This is a genomic window from Echinicola rosea, from assembly GCF_005281475.1.
In the GTDB taxonomy this organism is placed as follows: Bacteria; Bacteroidota; Bacteroidia; order Cytophagales; family Cyclobacteriaceae; genus Echinicola; species Echinicola rosea.
The window spans coordinates 5,862,411-5,885,474 of record NZ_CP040106.1 but is presented as its reverse complement, the minus strand read 5'-3'; the positions used below and the strand labels follow the sequence as shown (position 1 = coordinate 5,885,474).

Annotated in this window: 13 protein-coding genes; 8 read left to right on the top strand and 5 right to left on the bottom strand. The window is 44.0% G+C overall.

The genetic code is table 11. From position 1 onward, the window contains the following. Positions 1–29: 29 nt before the first annotated feature. The 4 genes from FDP09_RS22950 to FDP09_RS22935 all read right to left on the bottom strand — a co-directional run bounded on the left by FDP09_RS22950 (position 30) and on the right by FDP09_RS22935 (position 4,723). Positions 30–1,673, bottom strand: a complete 1,644-nt coding sequence (locus FDP09_RS22950) for a tetratricopeptide repeat protein (protein ID WP_137404770.1) — start codon at positions 1,671–1,673, stop codon at positions 30–32. Positions 1,674–1,975: 302 nt separating this feature from the next. Then, complete coding sequence (locus FDP09_RS22945) at positions 1,976–3,148, bottom strand: DUF1254 domain-containing protein (RefSeq protein WP_137404769.1); 1,173 nt, start codon at positions 3,146–3,148, stop codon at positions 1,976–1,978. Positions 3,149–3,195: 47 nt separating this feature from the next. Continuing rightward, complete coding sequence (locus tag FDP09_RS22940) at positions 3,196–4,275, bottom strand: DUF1254 domain-containing protein (protein ID WP_222840312.1); 1,080 nt, start codon at positions 4,273–4,275, stop codon at positions 3,196–3,198. Positions 4,276–4,318: 43 nt separating this feature from the next. Next, positions 4,319–4,723, bottom strand: a complete 405-nt coding sequence (locus tag FDP09_RS22935) for a DUF1254 domain-containing protein (RefSeq protein WP_187328761.1) — start codon at positions 4,721–4,723, stop codon at positions 4,319–4,321. Positions 4,724–5,911: 1,188 nt separating this feature from the next. Between FDP09_RS22935 and FDP09_RS22925 the strand changes: the two genes are divergently transcribed. The 6 genes from FDP09_RS22925 (at position 5,912) to FDP09_RS22900 (ending at position 16,926) form a co-directional block, all read left to right on the top strand. Further along, entirely contained in the window at positions 5,912–8,248 is a 2,337-nt protein-coding gene (locus FDP09_RS22925) for an arylsulfatase (RefSeq protein WP_137404765.1), read from the top strand. 44 nt (positions 8,249–8,292) lie between these two features. Next, a complete protein-coding gene (locus tag FDP09_RS22920) occupies positions 8,293–9,867 on the top strand; it encodes an arylsulfatase (protein WP_137404764.1) in 1,575 nt (524 codons plus the stop codon). Between the two features lie 27 nt (positions 9,868–9,894). Continuing rightward, the gene (locus FDP09_RS22915) at positions 9,895–12,270 is read left to right on the top strand and encodes an arylsulfatase (protein WP_137404763.1); all 2,376 of its coding nucleotides are present in this window, start codon (positions 9,895–9,897) and stop codon (positions 12,268–12,270) included. A gap of 113 nt (positions 12,271–12,383) precedes the next feature. Beyond that, on the top strand, positions 12,384–14,066 hold the full coding sequence (locus tag FDP09_RS22910) for a sulfatase-like hydrolase/transferase (RefSeq protein WP_137404762.1): 1,683 nt from the start codon (positions 12,384–12,386) through the stop codon (positions 14,064–14,066). 397 nt (positions 14,067–14,463) lie between these two features. Next, positions 14,464–16,014: a DUF1254 domain-containing protein gene (locus FDP09_RS22905; RefSeq protein WP_137404761.1), complete on the top strand. Its 1,551-nt coding sequence runs from the start codon at positions 14,464–14,466 to the stop codon at positions 16,012–16,014. A gap of 60 nt (positions 16,015–16,074) precedes the next feature. Continuing rightward, entirely contained in the window at positions 16,075–16,926 is an 852-nt protein-coding gene (locus FDP09_RS22900) for a hypothetical protein (RefSeq protein ID WP_137404760.1), read from the top strand. A gap of 277 nt (positions 16,927–17,203) precedes the next feature. On the opposite strand, the gene FDP09_RS22895 is transcribed toward FDP09_RS22900, so the two are convergent. Next, positions 17,204–18,094 (bottom strand): AraC family transcriptional regulator, encoded by an 891-nt coding sequence (locus FDP09_RS22895; RefSeq protein ID WP_137404759.1) that lies wholly within the window; start codon positions 18,092–18,094, stop codon positions 17,204–17,206. Between the two features lie 226 nt (positions 18,095–18,320). On the opposite strand from FDP09_RS22895, the gene FDP09_RS22890 reads away from it, so the two are divergent. Then, positions 18,321–19,925, top strand: coding sequence for a fucose isomerase (locus tag FDP09_RS22890; protein WP_137404758.1), 1,605 nt, complete (start codon positions 18,321–18,323; stop codon positions 19,923–19,925). A gap of 27 nt (positions 19,926–19,952) precedes the next feature. Then, on the top strand, positions 19,953–23,057 hold the full coding sequence (locus FDP09_RS22885; RefSeq protein ID WP_137404757.1) for a SusC/RagA family TonB-linked outer membrane protein: 3,105 nt from the start codon (positions 19,953–19,955) through the stop codon (positions 23,055–23,057). Positions 23,058–23,064: the final 7 nt, after the last annotated feature.

Below are 23,064 nucleotides of genomic sequence, written 5' to 3'. Positions count from 1 at the left end.
TTGTTAAAAAGGGGTTAACAAATCGTGAACTATATACAAAGGATGAATTGCTGTAAACTGTCTCCTTTTTCGAGCTTTAGTTTTTTCCGGAGCCTATAGCGTGAAATTCTCAGGCTGTCCATGGAAATTCCTAGGGTGGAGGCGACCTCTTTGGAGTTCAGGTTTAGGCGCATGAGACTGGCCAGTTTCATTTCTGCGGGTGTGAGACCTTCGGTTCGCTGCTGGAGGTTTTTGAAGAAGTCTTGGTGGACTTTTTCAAAGTTGTTTTTGAAATCGTCCCAGTCGGTGTCATGTGAAAAATTGAAGTCGATCTCCTTGATCAGGTTTCGGATTTTTTTCTTTTGGTCCTTGGGGTTTTCTTCGAGAATATTTTTAAGCTTGACCTGGATGCCCTCGAGCATTTGGTTTTTGTCGATCAAGTGAAGCGTCTGGGCGGTTAGGGATTTGGAATGGGCTTGGTCCTCGGTTTTGATTTTCAGTTCCAGGAGTTGTCGGTTTTCTTTTTCCGTAGCGATCAGGCGTTCCTTGACCTGTAGGATTTCTTGTTGCTGCTGGAGCATTTCCTTGTTGTTTTTGATTTTGAGTTTTTGCCGGTTAAAGATCACCCAGCCCAACACACACAGCAGCCCGACCAAGGAAATCAGTAGCCATTTTACGATGGCGTCAAATTCACGCATTTGTTCCAGTTGACTGATTTGTTGGTTTTTGGTGTATAGGTTGTTTTGGGCTTCCTGAATGGCAATCTGTCTGGCCGATTCTTCTGAATAGACCACATCGCTAAGCTGGCGGCTTTGTTCCAGGTACCGGTAGGCCTTGTCATGATCCCCCATTTCTGCATAGGCTTTTGAGATGTCCACCAAGGCACTGTTTTGGGCATCCAAAAAACCGAGGCGGGCACTCAGTTCGGCGGCTTCCTTGGAATAGGCAAGGCCTTTTTCCGGTCTCTGGGTTTTGCGGAACACATCTCCCAAGTTGTTTAAATTGCCTACCAAGCGGAGGCTGTCCCCGATTTCAGTATTGAGCAGATAGGCTTTGTGAAAATTGTAATAAGCGGAGTCAAATCGCTCCAGGTCTTCATGGATGCTCCCTATGTTTTCCCTCACAAAGGCCAAATGGCCTTTTAGCCCCAGGATTTCAAAGAGCTCCAGGGCTTCCCACTGGTAGTCCAATGCCCTAGGGTAATTGCCCATTTTCTCGTACATCCCCCCGATGAAGCCCTTTGTCTCCGCCTCGCCTTCCCGGTCATGTTTTTTTTGGAAGAGTTTGAGCGCTTTTTCATGACGGGCGAGGGCTTCTTCCGGTGTTTTGATTTTATAATATACTTCTCCCAATGCATTGTTTGCCTGGGCCAGTAATAATAGCTGTCCTAGGTCTTCGAAGAGGTGCTCTGCTTCATAAAACGCCTCAGTGGCAGGCTGGAAGAGGCCAAATTGTAAGAGTATCTTTCCACGGATCAATTGTGCCTTGCCCAAAAGTAGCTTCTCTTGCAGTTGGGAACTCTCCTCCACTACGGCTGTTGCCAGCGTAAAGGCCTTTTCTGGTTCACTTTTGGTGAGTGATCGGGCGGTATCCAGTTTTTTGACGAGTTCCTTTTCGGTCTGGCCCACCGCCGGCCTTCCCATGATCGCGATAAATACAAAAACAGATAGTATGATTCGAACCAAATATGCCATAACCCACAAATGTCCGGGTTATAGGTAAGAAGCAGGTTAAGGGAAAGTTTCTTTTTTGTTAATGTTGTTGCCTTTTGGCTGACCAGGGAAAGTGTGGCTTAATGTGGTGCTGTTAAGCTGGATAATGGCTTGGACTGGGGTGGGATGGTGGACGAGTGCCTAAAAAAAGTGCAGTGGCAACATGGTCAACTTGATCAACATGATTTCGCAAATCATGGATCAATGTTATTCAGAAAGGGGAGTTGACCCGCTTTATGCATCAGGTTTTTCGATAGCCTAATGCACAAAGCAGGTTTTATTAATTATTTTACCGTCAGTACCTTATGATTCTTTACAAAATCCTTCCTGTATTCTATGATACTCGGTACGGATGCCGGAAGGTAACACCTGAATAATGCATTCCAGTTTTTGGGAACCTTAATGTTGTTAATGGCATCTTCCCCTCCGTTAAAATTAAGGGTGATGGTTCCGTCTTCATTGGGGACTGCTTTTGTTGAGTTGGTATTGAACGGATTGGTGACCACCCAGCCTTGCTCATTATAGATGGTAATTGACCAATAAGCAGAACGGTCATATTGCAAATCAGGCTTTTCAAATGTCACAGAACTGTGCTCGCCGTTTTTCGCTCCTTCATCACCAGGCAAAACGACAAAATAATAGGCGTGTTTGGCAGGTAGCCCCGCCCAACCAGCAGTATTGATCATTTGATATTGAGGGGTTTTGATATCATCGATATCATCAATAAAGCCTTCTTCGATCACCCCTTCTGTAATGGCCCTTTTGATCAGCTCGCCACGGAGTTTATTGAAGGATTCTACATCGTATTTCACTTCCGATCCATAAGGATTGGCCGAGCCTGCCTCTACTGTTACCGCATCTTGACGCTTACGCATTTCTTCCATGCCCTTTTCATCATAGGTCCTTGGTCTGGTCCGCATAAAGAGGTACACATGGTCACCATAGCTCAGGTCATCCTTTGTGAACGATTTGGTTTCTCCTGGATACACCACACCGATGGTCACAGAATTTTCATCCAGCACCTGCACAATTTGGTACAAGTCATATTCAGGCACCGAGATTTCCAACCCTCCCGACACATCGTACACCGCATAGGAATAAATGGCGTCAAAGTTTGACCGGATGACTGTTTGATTATCCAGGTCTATTCCATTTCGCTCGTGGCGGAATTTGTTTGGTCCGCTGATCATGGTTTCGGCAGCGAGGTACTTGGCTGTTTCGGCTCGAATTACATTCTCCATGTTTACCTCCTCTCCCCCTTGATCTACAAAAGCAGGGTTAACTGACGAGGCTTCTCCGTTTTTACCTACTCCAGTGTCCACATCATTTTTGGCTTTGGAAGTGGCAGTTACCTCTGTATTCTCTTTGCTTGATTCCTTTTCGTTCTTTTTCTTTCCATTGCATGCTATCAATAAGGTTGATAGACAAAATATCAATAGGAGACTTAATTTTTTCATGATAATATTACCGCTTTAGTGATTTTTATTTAAAGACCAATGCTGTGTTATTTTAAATCCGGCAGTGAAAAGCTTCCGTTGACGACAGACTCCTTGGGCATGTAAACCCGGAAGCAAATCCAAAATGGCTTGGACGGTACCAGTACCTTATTGGCATAGTCCGCTTCATCAAACTGGTCCTGCGGCACATAATACAGGTCAAAGCTATTGCCATCTGGATTGAGTGTGATCTTGTCATTGCTGATGATGGATCCCTTATCGGTCTTCAGATGTTGGTCGGCACCGTAAATCGTGATCGAATAAAATGCAAGATCAGGATCCCTCATTTCAGGGACTTGATAGGTCACTTTGTAGGTTTTGTCCCTTTCTACATCGTATTGCTCGGTAAAATAAACGGCATCTTTGTCAGGCAGGAGGCCGGTAGCGATGGCCACACCTCTGTTTTTATCTTCTGTGGAAACAGGGTTCTCCACGGTTCCCATTGTTCCAAGTACCCCTTCTTTCTGAGCGATTTTTACATAATGGTTGAGTTGTTGTTTGAACTCGTCCATGTTCCAGTTGGTCACCTGAAATGATTCAGGTTCATAGCCGTTCAGAAATTCAATTTTCAATTGGTCTTGGTATTCATTTACTTTTTTGACATCCTCAGGATCGCTGGCGTCGATTTGGGTACGTACATTGGCATAGAAAAAGTCAGTGGTCTCATTTGCTGGGATCACGTATCTTCCTGGCCCGTAGTAAACCTTGTAGGTCACATGGTCGTGTTGCATGATGTGCAAGGACATGTAGCGACCATCCGTCTCGGGCAAGGTAATGGCGATATCACCCCTTCCATCGAGGATCGCAAAGGAATAATTGGTGTCCCTGTTCATTAAAGGTGCTGGTTGCTCATCTAATGGCATGGGCTTTCGGTGGTGGTTCCAAGTGTTGTCAGCACCTTGGACAAATTCCTTCTGCATGGCCAGATCACACATGGCCAGGGCAAAGTTCTCTTTGGTTACGCTGACAGAGGAGTTCTCCGTTTTGCTTTCTGAAGCTTCTCCAGTACTGTTTTCTTTTTTCTTTTGATTGCAATTCGTCAGTACCAATGCAGTGGTACAATACAAAAACAATAATGTTTTTTTCATCATGATGTCGTTTACAATTGGTTAGCGCTGCTTAAATCCATTATTATTTCTTAGTGATTGGAATGTTCACAAAATGATTGATCTCCTCAATGGTCTTCTCTGCGTCCACAGGAAGGTAAAGCCGTAATGTTCCATTCCAGCCTTCAGAGACCGTGACTGAATAAGGGGTATCCGAATTAAAATCTACGGTCATGGTACCGTCCCCGTTGTCCTTCATTCTGTCCATACTGATATAGAAGTTTTCTTCGCCGATCCACGATTCTGAATTATAGGTGGTAATGGAAAAGAACCCTCCTTTCTCATAATCCAAATCGGGTTTGGGAAAAGTAAGCGTTTGGTTTTTCTCTCCAGCGCCTTGGCCTTTTATCAAAGCAGTGTATTGGGCGTATTTTGGAGGTAAGCCTCCCCAGCCCATCGCGGCGCAGTGAAGGTAATTTACCTTGTCCACATCGGATGGTTTTTCTCCAAATCCTTATGGCACCAACGATTTCCAAGTGGTCTTCGGTGACGTCTTTGATCAGCTTATTTCGATAGGCTTCCACCTCCTCTGGCTTATAGCCTTTTCCTTCGTAGGGAACAGCTGATTTGGCATCGATGACCATGCTTTTTTGGGCCCTTTTGGTTTCTTCTAAGTCGTCCGAAATCCTTGTCCTGGCAAGGATATATACATATTCTCCACTATTGAGGTCTTCTGGTGTCAAAGGGGCCGACTCTCCGGCAAAGATGACTTTTACGGTAAAGTAGTTTTCATCTATTAGGAAGTGAACCCAATAGGCTGTTTCATAAAAACTGTTTTCCAGTAGTATTGGCCCTTGCCATAAATCCTCTAAGCTATTTAGTTACAATTTAACATTAAGGAAGTGCTCCTCGCGCATGATCGGCTCTCCTCTGGCCAATTATTATAAAAGTTGTCAAATAATGTACTCTCAAAATCGCTTTTCGATCCTAAAATCTTTTGCTTCAATAAACGTTGTATAAGCAATTTACCACGTGCTTCATCCATGGTAATGACCATGTCGCTCCTCTGCGGCTAGCTTTCGAGTGTAATCTTTCAACCCGCTTTCAAGGCCGTTTAGTTAGTGTATCTGGAAAATACGAGTTCTATATTTTTTCCTTGGGCAGCATTTCGTCAAACAAGCCTGTCTTATTGCCCGCCCGCATTTAAATTTCTTAACGCCCAATACTTGCAAGGCGGATCCAATTAATAAGTTTCTTTTGGATAAATTAATTTCATTGTTCCATGTAGTGGCATATTTCTTAACTAAAAGGTTGAGCCAGGATTATGAACCCTATTGAGTCCACAAAAGGTGTCGCTTCCTTTTGACGGCACTAGGTGCCTTTGTGGCATTTTTATGGTTCGGTTGTTTTTACATAAAGTAAATTGGCAGCCCCCCCCAACTTTTTCGCTTGATCCCTAATCAGGACGTGCAGCGATATGGGGCAGAATAGGTTTGACCAGTGAGGAATATTATCTTCTTTTCAACGAAAACCGCTTTTTACATAGCTTTGTTAATATTTATAATACTGTGCAATTGCAAAATTGATTTTTAAGGCTTTGATACGCAAAAACGTAACTTTAAAGTAGCGAAATCATGCTATGCGTTTATTGTTTGACCAGAAAATAACCCTTTTGATCATGGAAAAATCAATTCCCCGTTTTTTATTATTGATGCTGTTTTTGGTCGGAAGCCATTTTGTGTTTGGGCAGACTGGAAATCCCCAACAAAACAAACTTCCTTATAATGACCCTGAATTTCACGGCGAAATAGGACGAACCTATAAGGACTCCAAGATGGATTGGCCCGAATATGTGGAGCCAAAGGAAGGCGCTCCCAATGTAGTGGTTATCATGCTGGATGATGTGGGTTTTGGGATGACGAGCACTTTTGGAGGGTCGGTGCCGACCCCACATTTGGATTCCTTGGCCGGGGAAGGTTTGCGATATAACCGGTTTCATACCACGGCGGTTTGTGCGGCCACCCGCGCTGCATTTCTTACCGGAAGAAACCACCATAATGCATCCAGTGGTTTTTTACCCGAGTGGTCCACAGGTTTTCCAGGCTATACATCACTTATTCCGAGAAGTACCACGCCCATCAGTAAGGTGATCAAGTACAATGGGATGAACACCGCATGGTTTGGGAAGAACCATAATACGCCGGATTGGGAAACTTCGCCTGCAGGGCCTTTTGAAAGATGGCCCACAGGAATGGGCTTTGACTACTTCTATGGATTCAATGCGGGGGAAACAGACCAGTACAATCCGGTGATTTTTGAAAATACCTTGCCGGTAGAGCCAGAGACTACTCCAGCGGAAGGCTATCACTTTATGGCCGATATGACGGACAAAGCCATCGACTGGATGAAGCTTCAAAAGTCCATCTCTCCGGACAAGCCCGTGTTCATGTATTTTGCTCCGGGAGCCATCCATGCTCCCCACCATACGCCAAAAGAATGGCGCGACAAGTTTAAGGGGAAGTTTGATCATGGCTGGGACAAGGAACGGGAGATCACCTATGCCCGTCAAAAAGAAATTGGCATCATTCCGGCAGATGCCAAGCTATCTCCACGTAATGAAAACATAAAGCCTTGGGCATCTCTATCGGACAACGAGCAGAAATTTTATGCGCTGTTACAGGAAAACTATGCGGGATACATGGCCTACACAGATCATGAAATCGGTCGTTTGTTACAAGCAATAGGGGAGTTGCCGGATGCAGAAAATACCCTGGTGATATATATTGTGGGAGACAACGGTGCCAGTACGGAAGGAGGCCTGGAAGGGACGTTAAATGAAATAAAGGCATTGAATGGTATCCAGAGTACCTTGGAGGAAAACTTGGAAAGAGCTGATGAAATAGGTGAACCAGGATCAGAGCCACACGTGCCAGTGGGGTGGGGATTGGCGATGAATACCCCATTTCCCTGGGCAAAACAAGTAGCCTCTCACTTTGGGGGGTCAAGAAATCCGATGGTGGTGAGTTGGCCCAAAGTCATTAAAGACAAAGGGAGCATTCGCTCCCAGTTTTTACATGTCATTGACGTGATGCCGACGATATTGGAGGCCACCGGCATGGAAGCTCCCGAATACATTGATGGGGTAAAACAAAAGCCAATGGACGGTAAGTCCTTCATGGCCACTTTTACCGAAGCTGATGTCCCAGAGATTCGCACGACACAGTATTTTGAAATTTTGGCAAACAGGGCACTATATCATGAGGGGTGGGTAGCCGCTCATCAGCATACCAAGCCCTGGAGGATGGATTTGGCGCCTGGATTTGAGCATGAGACATGGGAGCTGTATCATGTAGAGGAGGATTTTTCAGAAGCAGAAAATGTGGCCAATGAATATCCAGAGAAATTGGAAGAACTAAAGGCCTTGTGGGAAGAGGAGGCACAAAAGTATCAAGTCTATCCATTGGACGACAGAGGTGCCCAACGGCTCACCGTGCCAAAACCCTCGCTGATTGAAGACAGGACTTCTTTTACGTTCTACGAAGGGGCGGTACGTCTTCCCGAAACGGTGGCTCCCAATACCAAAAACACTTCTTGGAATATGGAAGCCATGGTGGAAACGGCATCCGGACATAAGGATGGAGTAATCAACGCCATCGGTGGATCCAGTGCCGGATATGCGCTGCACGTCAAAGATGGCTATCCAACTTTTACATATAACTATTTTGAAGCGGAGGTAACAGACATCAAATCAAGCAAAAAACTTCCTGATGGTCTAGCTGCCGTAAAAGTGGATTTTCAATACGATGGCGGTGGTCCTGGAAAGGGAGCCAATGTGCTTCTCTATATAAACAATGAAAAAGTAGCCGAAGGCCGATTGGAGGCTACCGTTCCGGCACGTTTCGGAATTGATACTTTTGGCGTGGGGGTAGATACCGGCTCGCCGGTTATCAAGAACTATTCTGTCAATGAATTCCAGGGACGAATAGCGGAAGTGAATATTGAATTGAAACCTTAAGTTACATCTTTAGTCAACCATTAAGTTTTTAAAAAAATAGCATTATGAAAAAAATCAGCATCATATTCTTGTTACTTTTCGGCGGTGTGGCTGTGCAAGGCCAAGACGATTATTTTAACAGGACAGTTCGGGTCAAAGAGTACCTTGAACCTGCGATTCCTCATCCAGACCAACAAAAGGAGGCTGAGTCAAAGTTAGAGAAGCTCAACAAGAAGCCCAACATCCTCATTATCCTGATCGATGATATGGGATACGGAGATATTGGCGTTTATGGTGGCGGAACGGCCATTGGGGCACCTACACCTAATATGAACAAGCTGGCAAATGAAGGTTTGCGACTCACTTCAGCCTATGCCCAGCCAACCTGTACCCCGACTCGGGCCGCACTGATGACTGGAAGAATTCCTGCGCGTTCAGGACTTACACGGCCGACATTGACCGGAGAAAACCCGAAAGTAAATCCTTGGGAATCTGAAAATACAGCCGCTAAAATTTTATCTGAAAACGGTTATAAAACGGCTATTTCAGGAAAGTGGCACTTGGGAGAAACCAAAGGAAGCATGCCCAATGAAGTGGGCTACGATGAATGGTTGGGGTTTGCAGCGGTGCAATCCGAATATTCACAGTTTGTAAACGAATGGATTTATCCTGATTTGATCAATAAGCCGGAAAGGTTGGCAGCCGTAAAAGCTATGGTTAATGAAGCAGTAGTTAAGGGCAAAAAAGGGGAAGAAAACAAGGAAGTCGCTCCGATTACGACAATTGAAGAGTTGTCTAAAGTAGATCAGATTTTTGCTGATTATAGCGAGGATTTTATCAGAAGGGCTGTAGAGGAGGACCAACCTTTTTATTTAATCCACTCCTTTTCCAAAGTCCACAATGACAATTATGTTTCCGAGGAGTTTAAGGGAAAAAGTCCAGCTGCATTTCCTTATAAGGATGCGATTATGGAAGTGGATGATATTGTCGGCAGGCTCACGCAACTACTGGAAGAGTTGGATATTGATGAAAATACTTTTGTCTTCCTTACTTCAGATAATGGTCCAAATGAAGATACTTGGCCTGATGGTGGGTTTACACCATTCAGAGGTGGAAAAGGGACGACCTGGGAAGGTGGCGTGCGCGTACCAGGCATTGCATATTGGAAAGGGATGATCGAACCTGGGCGCATAAGCGATGGCTTATTTGATCTTTGTGATTTGTTCAATACTTCCATTGCCCTAGCGGGGGCTTATGACAAAATTCCAAGTAGTAATTACATCGATGGAGTAGATCAAACGTCATTTTTATTGGCCGGTGAAGGTGATTCCAATAGGAATGCGGTGTTTATGTATTCGGAGACCAACTTTATGGCTGCGCGATGGATGGAGTACAAAATGCATATGAAGGTGTTCGAAACCTCTGCACCTCGTAAAAATCTCGATCAATCAGTGGTGCAGCAAACAGGTATGGCCCCTTGGGTGTACAATCTATATGTGTCACCCAAAGAGCAAGTAAGTACAGGGCATCGCTATTTTGAGTGGGGTTTACCGGTGATGTTAGGGTATATAAGAGACCACTTGGCTACTTATCAAAAGTATCCTATGAAAGATATTGGGTTGAAAAAACCTGGACAATAATAACATGACCATAATCGCTAATTGACGATGAAGAAACTCATTCTAAACCTATCCCTAGCGGCAGCTGTATTAGTTGCCGCTTGCCAGCCTCAGGAAGAGCGTCAAGTTGATGAGTCCGCGAAGCCTGGAGAAGTCATTCCAGATCGGCGGCCGGGAGAGTTTGATGGAAAAATCGCTGAAACGTATAAAAATTCAGAAGCTGATTTCCCTATTACACGTAAGGCGAAAGAAGATGCTCCAAACGTCATTCTTATTATGTTGGATGATGTGGGGTTTGGAGCATCGTCCACCTTTGGTGGCCCCATACCAACGCCTCATTTAGATGCCTTGGCAGAGGACGGTTTGCGTTACAACCAATGGCATACCACAGCACTGTGTTCACCTACGCGTGCCTCTATTTTAACGGGTAAAAACCATCACGAAGCTGGGTTTGGTGTGATTTCAGAGATTGCTACGGGATTCCCGGGCTACAACTCCATTATGCCAGACAACTCTGCTACCATCGGACAAATCCTTAAGGACAATGGTTATAACACCTCATGGTTTGGTAAAAACCATAATACGCCCGATTACGAAACCTCTCAAGCAGGGCCTTTCGATCAATGGCCGACAGGTATGGGTTTTGAGTATTTCTTTGGTTTCAACGGTGGAGACTGTAATCAATATGCACCACCATTAATTGAAAATACCAGACCGATATTACCGCCTACGGACGATCCGGATTACCACCTGAACAAAGACATGGCAGACCGTGCCATCAACTGGATCCGTAACCAAAAGTCCACTGCTCCTAACAAGCCTTTCTTTGTGTACTTCGCTCCTGGGGCTACCCATGCACCTCATCATGCTCCGAAGGAATGGCGCGACAAGTTCAAAGGTGAATTTGACGAAGGTTGGAACAAGGTAAGTGAAAACACCTTTAAGCGCATGAAGGCGGAAGGCATTATTCCTGAAAATGCCCAATACAACCCAATACCGGAAGAAGTGGGGGTTTGGGACGCATTAAGCCCCGACCAGCAGAAAGTATATGCCCGTATGATGGAAGTGTATGCTGCTTTTCTGGCTTATACCGATTATGAAATTGGCCGTATGCTACGTGCTGTTGAAGATTTAGGTCAGAAAGAAAATACCTTGGTTATTTATGCCGTGGGCGACAATGGCGCTTCTGCAGAAGGTGGCTTTACAGGAACATTGAACGAGATAGCAGCAGACTTCAACAGCTACCGTCCGGATGTGGTGAAGGACGCATTAAGCCGTATGGATGAAATCGGAACGATCGATACGTATAATCTTTATCCCGTTGGGTGGGCGATGGCCATGAATTCCCCTATGAAGTTTGCCAAACGTATGGCTTCCCACTTCGGAGGAACCCGAAACGGATTGGTGATTTCCTGGCCTAAAGTAATAAAGGACAAAGGGGCCATACGTTCGCAGTTCTCGCATTGTACCGATATCGTGCCTACCATCTTGGAAGCTTGTGGCATTCCTCAGCCCAAAGTAGTGAAGGGGGTAAAACAAACCCCAATGTCCGGTACCAGTATGATGTACACCTTCGATAACCCCGATGCAGAGGAAACGCACAAAACACAGTACTTCGAGATGGGGGGAAGTCGGGCGGTGTACCATGACGGATGGGTAGCTGCTACAGCCCATGGCCTTACCCCTTGGTCTGATGATCGACCAGATAATTTGACTTTTGAGAATGATGTATGGGAACTGTACAACATCCGTGAAGACTTTACAGAAAACAACGATATAGCTGCCGAACATCCTGAAAAAGTAGAAGAACTGAAGGCCTTATTTATGAAAGAAGCCAAGGCCCACGATGTTCTTCCTTTGGACGATAGGGGAGCAGAACGTTTTAGTGCACAACTGACGGGAAGACCATCCGGCCCATCAGAAGGCGTTGACCACTTTGTGTACTATCCGGGTATGATTCGCCTGCCGGAAGGAAGCGCGCCCAACTTTAAGAACAGAACTTTCACGTTGACTGCTGACGTAGAGATAGGCGACGCCAATACAGAAGGGATAATCATTACCCAAGGCGGGCTTTATGCCGGATGGGGATTGATGATGGATGCAGGTAAACCTAAATTTACTTACAACTGGCTGCAAGAAGATATCACCTCAATAGAAGGCGAAACTTTAAAAGCTGGAAAACACACGATCACACTGAAATTCAACTATTCAGGTGGCGGTATGGGCAAAGGAGCAGCGATAGAACTTCTAGTAGATGGAAACTCGGTAGCCCAAGGCAACATACCGAGAACGGTACCTAACCGCTTTTCTTTGGATGAAACGCTGGATGTAGGAATGGATACGGGTACTCCGGTATCCAAAGATTACCAAACGCCATTCAAATTCACAGGGGAAATTCAACAGGTGGCGGTAGATTTTAATTAATAGAATAGTAGAAGACTTAATTAAAGAAGGAAATCACCTCCCTCTTTAGTTAAGTCCTTTTTAATAGAAAAGACATTTAAATAAACATGATTTAATCCAAAAACACGATCAAAATGAAAAAATCATACTTGCTTACAGCTTTGGTGGGATGTATGGCACTTTCAGTAACGGCACAGGACAACAAATTTGCCAATCAGCCTGCAAATCCGAGAGGGTCAACCGATGGTGCGACCACGGCACCTGGCTTTTCGCACCCCAACCAGTACCTCCATGTTCAGGCCACACAGATTGCTGACAACATGGAGCCGGTTATTATTCATCAAGACGAGGTTGATGAGGCACGGAAAAAGCTTGCCGAATTTGAAAAACGCACGGGGGAAAAGCCAAATATCCTATTTTTCCTAACCGATGATGTCGGCTATATGGACTTTGGTTTCAATGGTGGTGGTGTTGCCGTAGGCAACGCAACACCAAATCTTGATCGCCTTGCAGCTGAAGGCTTGATCCTAACTTCTGCATACTCTACGCCTTCTTGTACTCCCACGCGTGCCACGGTAATGACGGGGCAGAATCCATTACACCACGGACTTTTGCGTCCGCCCATGTATGGCGAACCTGGTGGTTTGGGAGGTGCGGAAACGGTCGCCTCGATTCTTAAAAAGCTTGGCTATAAAACACAGGGCGTTGGCAAATGGCACATGGGGGAAGTAGAGGGGTCTGTACCTCAAGACGTCGGTTTCGATGACTTTTACGGTTTTCTTGGCGTGTCCGACATGTACACCGAATGGCGGGATGTCTATTTCAATCCAGAAATAGCACTGAGTCCCGAGCGTACCAAAATGCTGGCCGAGCTAAACTTTAACCATTACAATGTCCACGTGACTCCTGAAAAGGGAGTGGAGGAAGTTTACGAGATTGATTTAGAGTCTATTAAAAATCTCGATCAAGATTGGACAAGATATTCGGAGGAGTTTATTGAGTCAAATGAAAACAGTGACCAACCTTGGTTTTTGTATCACAATACCCGAGGAGCCCATTTCGACAACTACCCCAACGAGGATTTTGCTGGAAAATCTCGGGCGCGAAACAGCTATTCGGATGCTATTGTTGAGATAGACGACACTTTTGGGCGTTTGATAGCAAAGCTCGAAGCAACTGGACAACTGGAGAATACATTTATTTTTGTCGGTTCCGATAACGGACCTGAGCAAGAGGTAGCTCCTTATGGTAGGACACCTTTTCGAGGCGGCAAAGGATCCACTTGGGAAGGTGGTACTCGTGTCCCTACGTTCGTGTACTGGAAGGGTATGATTGAACCCCGAAAATCTGAAGGGTTATTCTTTTATGCTGACTTGTTTAACACAGCCTTGTCGTTGGCAGGGGCATCAGGTACCGAAGTCAACAAATTTATTCCAGAAGACCGTTATGTAGATGGTATAGACCAAACAGCCTTCTTTTTGGCTGATGAGGGTCAGTCAGCACGAAAAAGCATTATTTATACGATGAATCAACACTTGGCAGCAGTCCGCATAGATGAGTTCAAGTATCACATGGTCGTTCAGCTGCAAGATGCAATTTTCTCACAGGGTCTTAAGGGTGGATTTAGCGGTGCTGTCATTCCAGAAACCGGAGGATCGGTGATGGTGAATCTATACACGAACCCGCAGGAAAATCTGGGAATCGGTAATCGATATCTGCCTATCGTTACACAGATGGGCGCAGAAGTAGCCCGATATGCAAAGGTTCTTGCAAAGTATCCACCGAACATCAAAGTTGCAATGCCCGGCTCGAAATAGTTAATGCCATGATTAAACCCTCAAGCAAAGCCCTTTCGTTCAAGGAGCTTATCCAGTTTGAGGGAGGATTTTGATTTCTGGCCAATAGATGCTTGGGAGTGGGATTTCCACCACGGATGGACAAGTTTAAGTTACTTTTGTGACCTGAAAAAAAGTGACAAAGGTAAAAGAATTAGCTCTTTACATCTAACCAGAAATAAACCCATTAAAGAAAAAATATAGGTCCTATATTATCAGATACACGCCAGCTGAACGGGATTAATTCCGAGTAAAAGCATGAGAAATGGGTATCGGGGATATAGGGAAGTTTAGTGTAAGCTGGGATGTTATTTTGAGACCCTATATAACGACAAATAATATCCCGTATCCTTGATTTGTAACAATAATATAGTTTTAAATGAATAGGCGAATTTTGAACTTATCCTTGGCGGCAGCAGTATGGTTCACGGCTTGCCAGCCGCAAGAAAAACAGCCGTCAGCTGACGCAAACGAAACAAGCCGCTACGAAACCTTGGCCAATCTGCCGCTAGATGGCGGGTATCCAAGCGAGGAAGCCAGCCGTACGCTGGATGAAGAACTGTACTTCCAAAGAGCGACGCAGACTTATCTATGGGCTCTCCCGGCGGTGAACATGTTCGCGATGAAGGAAGGGCTAAGTAAAACATTTGGTGAAGGTTACAATGTAGTGTCGGTTTTTGAAAAAAGGCTAAAGCCCAGGACGATCATTACCACACCTAATTCTGATGTGATTTACGCGCTGGGCTTTGCTGACCTTAGCAAGACCGGGCCACTCGTACTGGATGTGCCGCCGATGCTGCAAGGCCTATTGGACGATTTTTGGCACAGGCCTTTGGTAGGACCAGAAAAGCCGGACGGAACGCACTTTTTGGGAGATATTGGCTTTCCTGGTCCTGATCACGGAAAAGGTGGTAAATACCTTATCGTACCTGAAGGATACGAAGGCGATGTGCCTGACGGTTACTACCGCTACACCAGCAAGACCAATGGAGTATTTATTTTCCAAAGAGGCTTTTTTCAGTCCGTAGATAACCTTCAGCCAGGAGTAGATGCAGTCGAAGGTATAAAAATATATCCGCTGGAGGGAGAGGCCAAACCGATGGATTTCCAGCATGCCTCAGATGTGGATTCTTATGCACTTTTTGCCCATGACTTCAGCTATTTTGAGATGCTCAACCGCTTCATCCAGAGTGATAAGGTGGATGATATCGATCCCTACATGCATGGGGTGATGGCTGCTATTGGCATTAAGAAAGGAGAGGACTTTAATCCATCAGCACGAGAGAAGGAATTGCTCGATCAAGCAGCTCAAACAGCTTGGAGAATGGCGAAAAACATAGCTGCTAATTTTGATGAGGAAAAGGATGGTCTGTGGTATTCGGACCGTAAGTGGGTAGCCCATGCGCATACTGATCTGGACGACTTTATGCACACCTTATTGGACGAAGAATTCAGAGACCGAGAAACAGGCCATACTGATGTAAACGCCAAGGCGCATATGTACATAAATCATTATTCGATCAGTACGGGGATGATGTCATCTATCGTAGGTCTGGGTGCCAAATATGGAGGTGCTTACAAAGATAGTGAGGGGAATTACCTGATGGGTGAAAATACCTATAAGATAACCTTCCCTCCAAATCCACCAGCAAAATTATTCTGGTCACTAACAGCCTATGATGCGGAAACAGCCGCTGGGGTAGATGCCGAAGGGCAGGTGTACCCATCTTTAAATGGGATGAATGATGTGGTGAAAAATGAAGATGGTTCAATTACCATTTACATGGCACCCGAAAAACCTGAAGGCGATGTCAACTGGATTAAGACTGTTCCCGGAAGGGGATGGTTTAGTTTGTTCCGTTATTACGGGCCGGAGCAAGCTTTCTTTGACCGCTCTTACAAATTGGGCGATTTTGAGAAAGTGAATTAAATTCATATTGATAATTCCTCCAGGGACTATATTCCTGGAGGAATGTTTTCTTCTTATCTTATGAAAATTCTATCACGCTATTTTTTCGTTTTATTCTTCTCTTTATTATCCGTATCCGTATTGGCACAAGAGGATAGTGTCCAGACCCTTTCGGTAGAAGAAATGAACAGGAGGCGACAAGATCCGGTAGCAGGCCTTCGCAGTATCTATCTGCAGGAAGTGCTTTTACCAGTAGGTGATGGCGTGGGACAATCATTTTCCGTACAGCCAGTCTGGCCTCTTCGTTTAGGGAAAAACTTAAAATTGATTACCTACACGATCATTCCTTTCCAAACCATACCGGGTGCAGATGGTGTTTCTCATGTGCCCATCCACCCTGTACCTCCACAAGGAGACCAGGTACAAAAGGCGTCCGGTTTAGGCAATGTGCTGTTCAATGGCTATTTTTCTTCCATAAAGAAAAAAGGCAAGGTCAGTTGGGGAATAGGCCCAGCTGTACAGTTGCCTACCCGGATCGATGCGACATTGGGAAGCGACAGGGTGAGCATGGGCCCCTCTTTCATGTTCAACCATTCCGGCGACAAGTTTTCCGGTGGATTCGTAGTGCAAAACTACTGGTCATTCGGAGGTGAAGGAGCCAATAAAGTAAACACCTTTAACCTGCAATATTATACCTATTACAACTTGCGAAAAGGTTGGTTCCTCGAAAGCAATACTACGATAATCAGTAATTGGCTGGCTGAGGAAAGGGAGCGGTTACTACTTCCGCTGGGAGGTGGAGCCGGCAAGACCTTTCAAATCGGTAAATCCAATTTATTCTATTGTGCGACAATACAAATGTTTTACAATACCGTCCGTCCCACTTTAATTGGAAAATGGGAGGCTGTAGCACAATTTCAAATTATTTTCTAGGTATATACCAATAAGTCCAAAATGATACTTTTGTTATAGCTTATTTACGGGGATTTGTACTGCCTTTTGAAGGTGAATTTCAATTCCCAGAAATATTACTTGATCCGGTATTTAAAGCAAACTGAAAAACTGGTTGGCTTAAAATAAAAAACCGCATTTTATAATGCGGTTTTTGTTTGTGTTGACCACTCGGTTCTTATTTCGAACAGGTTTGTGGAGGATTTGGAAGAGATATTGCAAATCTGTGATTACTTTACGGGGATAAGAGGGAATGTTTTTAGCTACCAGTACTTTGTTTGGAGGGTAAATACTTATTACGATACTGATTTGGAGTAAGTTTTGTGACTTTTTTAAAATGCCTGTAGAAATTAGAAACATTATTGAATCCACATTCATAACAGATTATCTCTATCGGAAACCTATCATCAATAAGTAATTTACAAGAGTTGGAAATTCTTATTTCTATGAGGAAATCATAGAATGTTTTGTTGGTCATGGTTTTAAAGTATCTACAAAAGGAAGTCTTGCTTAAATGAGCAATGGAGGCTATTTGATCTAGGGGGATTTCTTCTTTATAATGTGCCATTACATAAGTATATATCTTTTCCAACCGGGCCATTTCAGAAAGGTTTGATAGGTGGCTAAAAGCATATCCTGGAGCAATGGTTTCATACTCATTTGTCTCACATAAGGTTTTTATAATTTGCAATAGGTGTATTAACCTATCTATATTATCTGCTCTAACAGCAAGTTTCATATACCTTTCCAATTTTCTTTTAGTTTTACCGGTTATATTTAATCCATGTTTAGCTTTTTCATATAATTTAGGAATTGCATAAGTTTCTGGCAGTTGAAAAAAATCCTTTCCAAAACAATTCGGATGAAATTGAAGAATATAGGCTTCAATATTTTTTCCGGAGCCTGAAACAAAGTAGTCTTCATGACATCTCCAAGTGTGTGGGAGGTTTTGGCCAAGAAATATCATATCGCCACTGGAAAATGAACTAATGTTATCACCTATATACTGAATGCCTTCGCCTTTAACAATATAGTGTAGCTCTAATTCTGGATGATAATGCCAAAGTGTCCCAAAATTGGCTTTAATATCATGTCGAATACTAAAAGAATCAGAATTGGTTATAGGGACTTTGTGAAAGTAAGGCTTCATTTTTAATTTTTATGAGTTTGGCGGTTTGTTTTGAATTAGTGTTAATTTATGTTAGTTATTATTGTTTTATTGATAAAAAAGTTGGATATGGTGTTGTTGATTTATCAAAAGTCGGAATTTTAATTTATGCTAATATAGTATAATTTTTAGATAAGAATAACCAAAATCTGTCCCTTCCATTTATTGACCTTTGTATAGAATATTTATCGAACTCAAAATAACATACATGAAGTCAGCAAAAAGAGTATATGTGGTGGCTAGTGGTGATCTAAGATTATCTGCTAACCAAGAAGGTTGGGCGTTCCAGGGTAAGATGGAAGAACTTCTTTCAGGTGTACTGAAAGATCTGGGGTGGGAAGTCGAAAGGGGGCACGCATATAATCAAGAAAAGCAGCATGGGTTTATTGATTCTCAGAGGATGGGGATAGAGGTTTTTAAGACCCTGGATCCAACTACTCCCATCATCGTCGCAGAAAGTGTTTGGCAGTATACTCATCATGTCCTACCAGGTCTATATAGTCATAATGCACCGATTTTAGTGTTGGCGAACTGGGATGGGAAGTCTAGTGGACTGGTTGGAGCCCTTAATTTAAAAGGATCTTTAACAAAGGCCGGGATTGCACATAGTTGCCTATGGAGCAAGGATTTTACGGATTCATTTTTTATTGAAAAATTGAAACAGTGGCTCGAAACTGGAAATATTGTCCATGATAATAGTCACGTTAAAAGTTTCGGTGAAATCCAAATTTCCGCTGAACTAGCTTATAAAGGAAGATCCTTTGCCCAAAAATTCAAACAAGAGATGGCTATCATGGGGGTCTTTGATGAGGGATGTATGGGAATGTTCAATGCAATTATACCGGATATCTATTTACATGAACTAGGTGTTTTTAAGGAAAGATTAAGTCAATCGGCATTATATGCAGAGATGAGGAGGGTAGTTGATGATGACGCTTATAGGATATTGACATGGCTTGAAGATGAAGGAATGCATTTTGAATGGGGTGAAAACCCACTAACGGAACTGACCAAGGAACAGACCCTGGAGCAATGTAAGATGTATATTGCTGCAGTTAGAATAGCGGATGAATTTGGTTGTGATACAATAGGTATACAATATCAGCAAGGTTTAAAGGATTTGGTTGCTGCAAGTGACTTGGCTGAAGGATTGCTCAATAACGTGGTAAGACCTCCGGTTTATGGTAAAAATGGAGAGGAACTTTATAAAGGCAAATCCATCCCTCATTTTAATGAAGTGGATGAATGCGCCGGACTAGATGGGTTGATCACTACGAGACTTTGGGAAATATTGGGCTTACCACCTGAGAATACCTTACATGATATAAGATGGGGAGAAGAAGTTGAATTTGGAGGGAGAAGGGAATTTGTATGGGTCTTTCTAATTTCAGGTGCAGCACCCCCTGCCCATTTCATCGATGGATTCAAGGGAGCTTCAAGCGAAAGGCAGCCTCCAATGTACTTTCAGAATGGGGGGGGAAGTCTAAAAGGCATCAGTAAACCCGGATATATAGTTTGGAGCCGGATATACATGGAAGATGAGTCGCTTTTTTGTGATATTGGAATAGGGGAAGTAGTGGAATTACCACTGGGCGAAACCCAACGAAGATGGGATAACACCACTCCCCAGTGGCCCATAATGAATGTAGTATTACCTGGGGTTTCCAGAGATCAAATGATGGCAAAGCACCAGGCCAATCATATTCAAGTCGCTTATGGTGAATCTTATGAATCGACTGTTGAAGCTGCTTACCTTAAGGCATCAGCGCTGGATGCTCTTGGTATTAAGGTCCGCTTTTGCGGAGAAATATAAAAATAATTAACTAACCCATTAATAACTATGAAAAACAAAATTTACTTGATGCCAAGAAAATATCTCCTTGGCTTTATGAGCATGCTATGCACCTTTTGGATACTGTTGGATCAGCGTGCATATGGATTTCAAGATCGTACGGTTTCAGGAACGGTTGTATCAGGTACCGATGAGCTCGGTCTGCCCGGGGTCAATGTCCTACTGAAAGGAAGCCAGACAGGAACAATTACAGACATTAATGGGAATTATTCTATCAGTGTTCCAGGGGGGGATAATATAGTTCTGGTTTTTTCAATGATAGGGTTCGAAAAGCAGGAAGCCACTGTGGGTAATAGCAATCAATTAAATATTACCTTATCAGAGGATATTTCCGCTTTGGACGAAGTTGTAGTAGTGGGCTATGGGACAGTTAAGAAAAGTGATCTTACTGGATCTGTAGCTGCATTGAAAAAAGAAGATTTCAATCCAGGTGTCATTACTTCTGCAGAACAGTTAATTGCTGGTAAAATGCCCGGTGTACAAGTTGTGCAAAACAGCGCAGAACCAGGTGGTGGTATTTCGGTAAATATCAGGGGGGTCGGATCGGTCAATTCAGGAAACAGTCCCTTATATGTCATTGATGGATTGCCGTTCAGCAATTCCTCTGCTGTAACCGGTGTAGGGGATAGATTCGGAGCTCCAAGGACCCAACGATCTCCATTATCTTCCATTAATCCGGCAGATATTGAATCCATTGAAGTGCTTAAAGATGCAAGTGCAACAGCCATATATGGAGCGAGAGGAGCCAATGGCGTTATCCTTGTAACCACCAAAAATGGAAAAAAAGGTAAGATGTCCATAAATTATGATGGATATGCCGGAGTGCAAAACGTGGCCAATAAGATCGAATTGCTCTCTGGACGTGAGTATTACGAGGTGATAAATGCCATTATTGATGAAGGAGGGGGAAGTGAACAGGACCGCGTGGAAGATTTTAATGGTACAGGTACAGATTGGTTAGGGGAAGTTTACCAACCCAATGCGGGAATCCAGAGCCATAACCTATCAATGTCCGGAGGCAATGAATCAACCAACTATATGGTTTCCCTCAATTATTTTGACCAAAAAGGATTAATTATCAATTCGGGCTTTAAACGATATGGCATAAGGCTTAACTTGGACCACAAGGCCTCGGAAAGGTTTAAGATGGGACTTAACATGAGTTCCAATTATTCCAGGGATGAATTTACTCCCGGAGGTTTTCAGCTCAATGAGCATGCCGGGGTCGTATTTGCAGCGATGCACATGGATCCTACCCTGCCCATAAAGAACGATAACGGGGATTATGTTATCTCCTCCCATATCAATATCGATAATCCTGTGGCATTGGCAAACGGTAAACGGGGAATAGGAAATACCTACAGGACATTTGGGACCATTTATGGTGAGTATAAAATTTTGCCCGGGCTAAGTGCCAAATTGAATATTGGCGGAGATGTATCCAACCAGGTAAGGGAGTTTTATATCGACCGGTCCACGTTGGACGGTAATGCTGCGGGAGGAATAGCTTCCCAACTTCAAGGCACCTCCTCCAATTATTTGGTCGAAGGCCTGCTTAACTATACAAAGGATATCGGCCAGGATTCTTTTAGCGCCGTGGTTGGGGTAACGACGCAGAAGTTTATCATTTCACGTTTTTCTGCAGAAGGAAGGGGCTTTCCTTCGGATGCAACAGAAACCTACAACCTGGGGTTGGGTAATCCGTCACTGAACGTGGTTTCTAGCTCCAAGGTGGACAATACCTTATTGTCCTATTTGGCAAGGGCAAATTATTCCCTGAGGAATAGATACCTGTTGACTGCATCGATAAGAGCAGATGGTTCTTCCCGTTTTGGCCAAAACAACAAATTCGGTTATTTTCCAAGTTTTGCATTTGGCTGGAAAGTTAACCAAGAGGAGTTTTTCAAACCGCTTGAACCGTTGTTCAGTACATTGAAGTTCAGGGCCAGTTGGGGTAGGACAGGTAACCAGGAAATTGGAAATTATAGGTCCATATCGACATTTGGCAATGGTCCGGTGGTGGTATATGACGATCAACAATATACCACGACCCAGCCGGCAAGAATTGCAAATCCAGATTTAAAATGGGAGACTACAGAGCAAATTAATTTTGGCTTGGACTATGGTCTATGGGATGATCGGCTGTATGGAAGTGTGGATTGGTATGTGAAAAACACATCTGATATGTTGCTTTCCCTTCCAATACCCAGGTCAAGTGGATTCACTTCCCAGCTGACCAATATAGGAGGGATCCAGAATTCAGGATGGGAGTTCGGCCTCACCTCAAGGAACATAACAAAGCAAAGGTTTTCCTGGGTGACCAATATTGCTTTGACCACCGTAAAAAACAAGGTGACGGATTTGGGTGGAATAAACAGGATCATTACCGGAAGTGCAGGAGCAACCAGTCAAATAGCCATCATTGAAGAAGGACTTCCTTTGGAATCATTTTATGGATATGAAGTTCTTGGTATATGGCAGGAGGGGGATGATTACGGTGCCACTGAGGATCCGGTTCAGCCCGGAGATATCAAATATAAAGATGTAAATGGCGATGGTGTGGTCAATGCCGACGACAGGGTCGTTCTTGGAAATTCATTTCCCGATTTAATCTGGTCCATAGGCAATACGTTTAAGCACAAAAGCTTAGAACTATATGTGTTTTTAGAAGGGGTCCAGGGGGCAAAAATGCTCAATAATGGGCTTATAGATACTTATTTCCCCGCTGGTGTCCGCAGAAACCGGTATGCAGAACCACTTTTGAACAGGTGGACCCCTGAAAATCCGACCAATGAGTTCCCGTCTTTTGTAAGGACCAGTGCCCAAGGGGAGAAACGGGTGAATTCCAAGACCGTGGAAGATGCATCATATTTGAGGTTAAGTACCGTTAGGTTAAGTTACAGCCTGCCATTCAACGGTAAGACTTTTAGGTCCATGCAATTTTATATTACAGGCCAGAACCTTTTCACCATTACCGACTATTCAGGTATGGATCCTGCCATTAACCCCAATGGCTCAGCGAACTTTAGAATCGATTGGAATGCCTATCCTGTGGCAAGGACCTTTACAGGGGGAATTAGTCTAACCTTTTAAGCCAAAT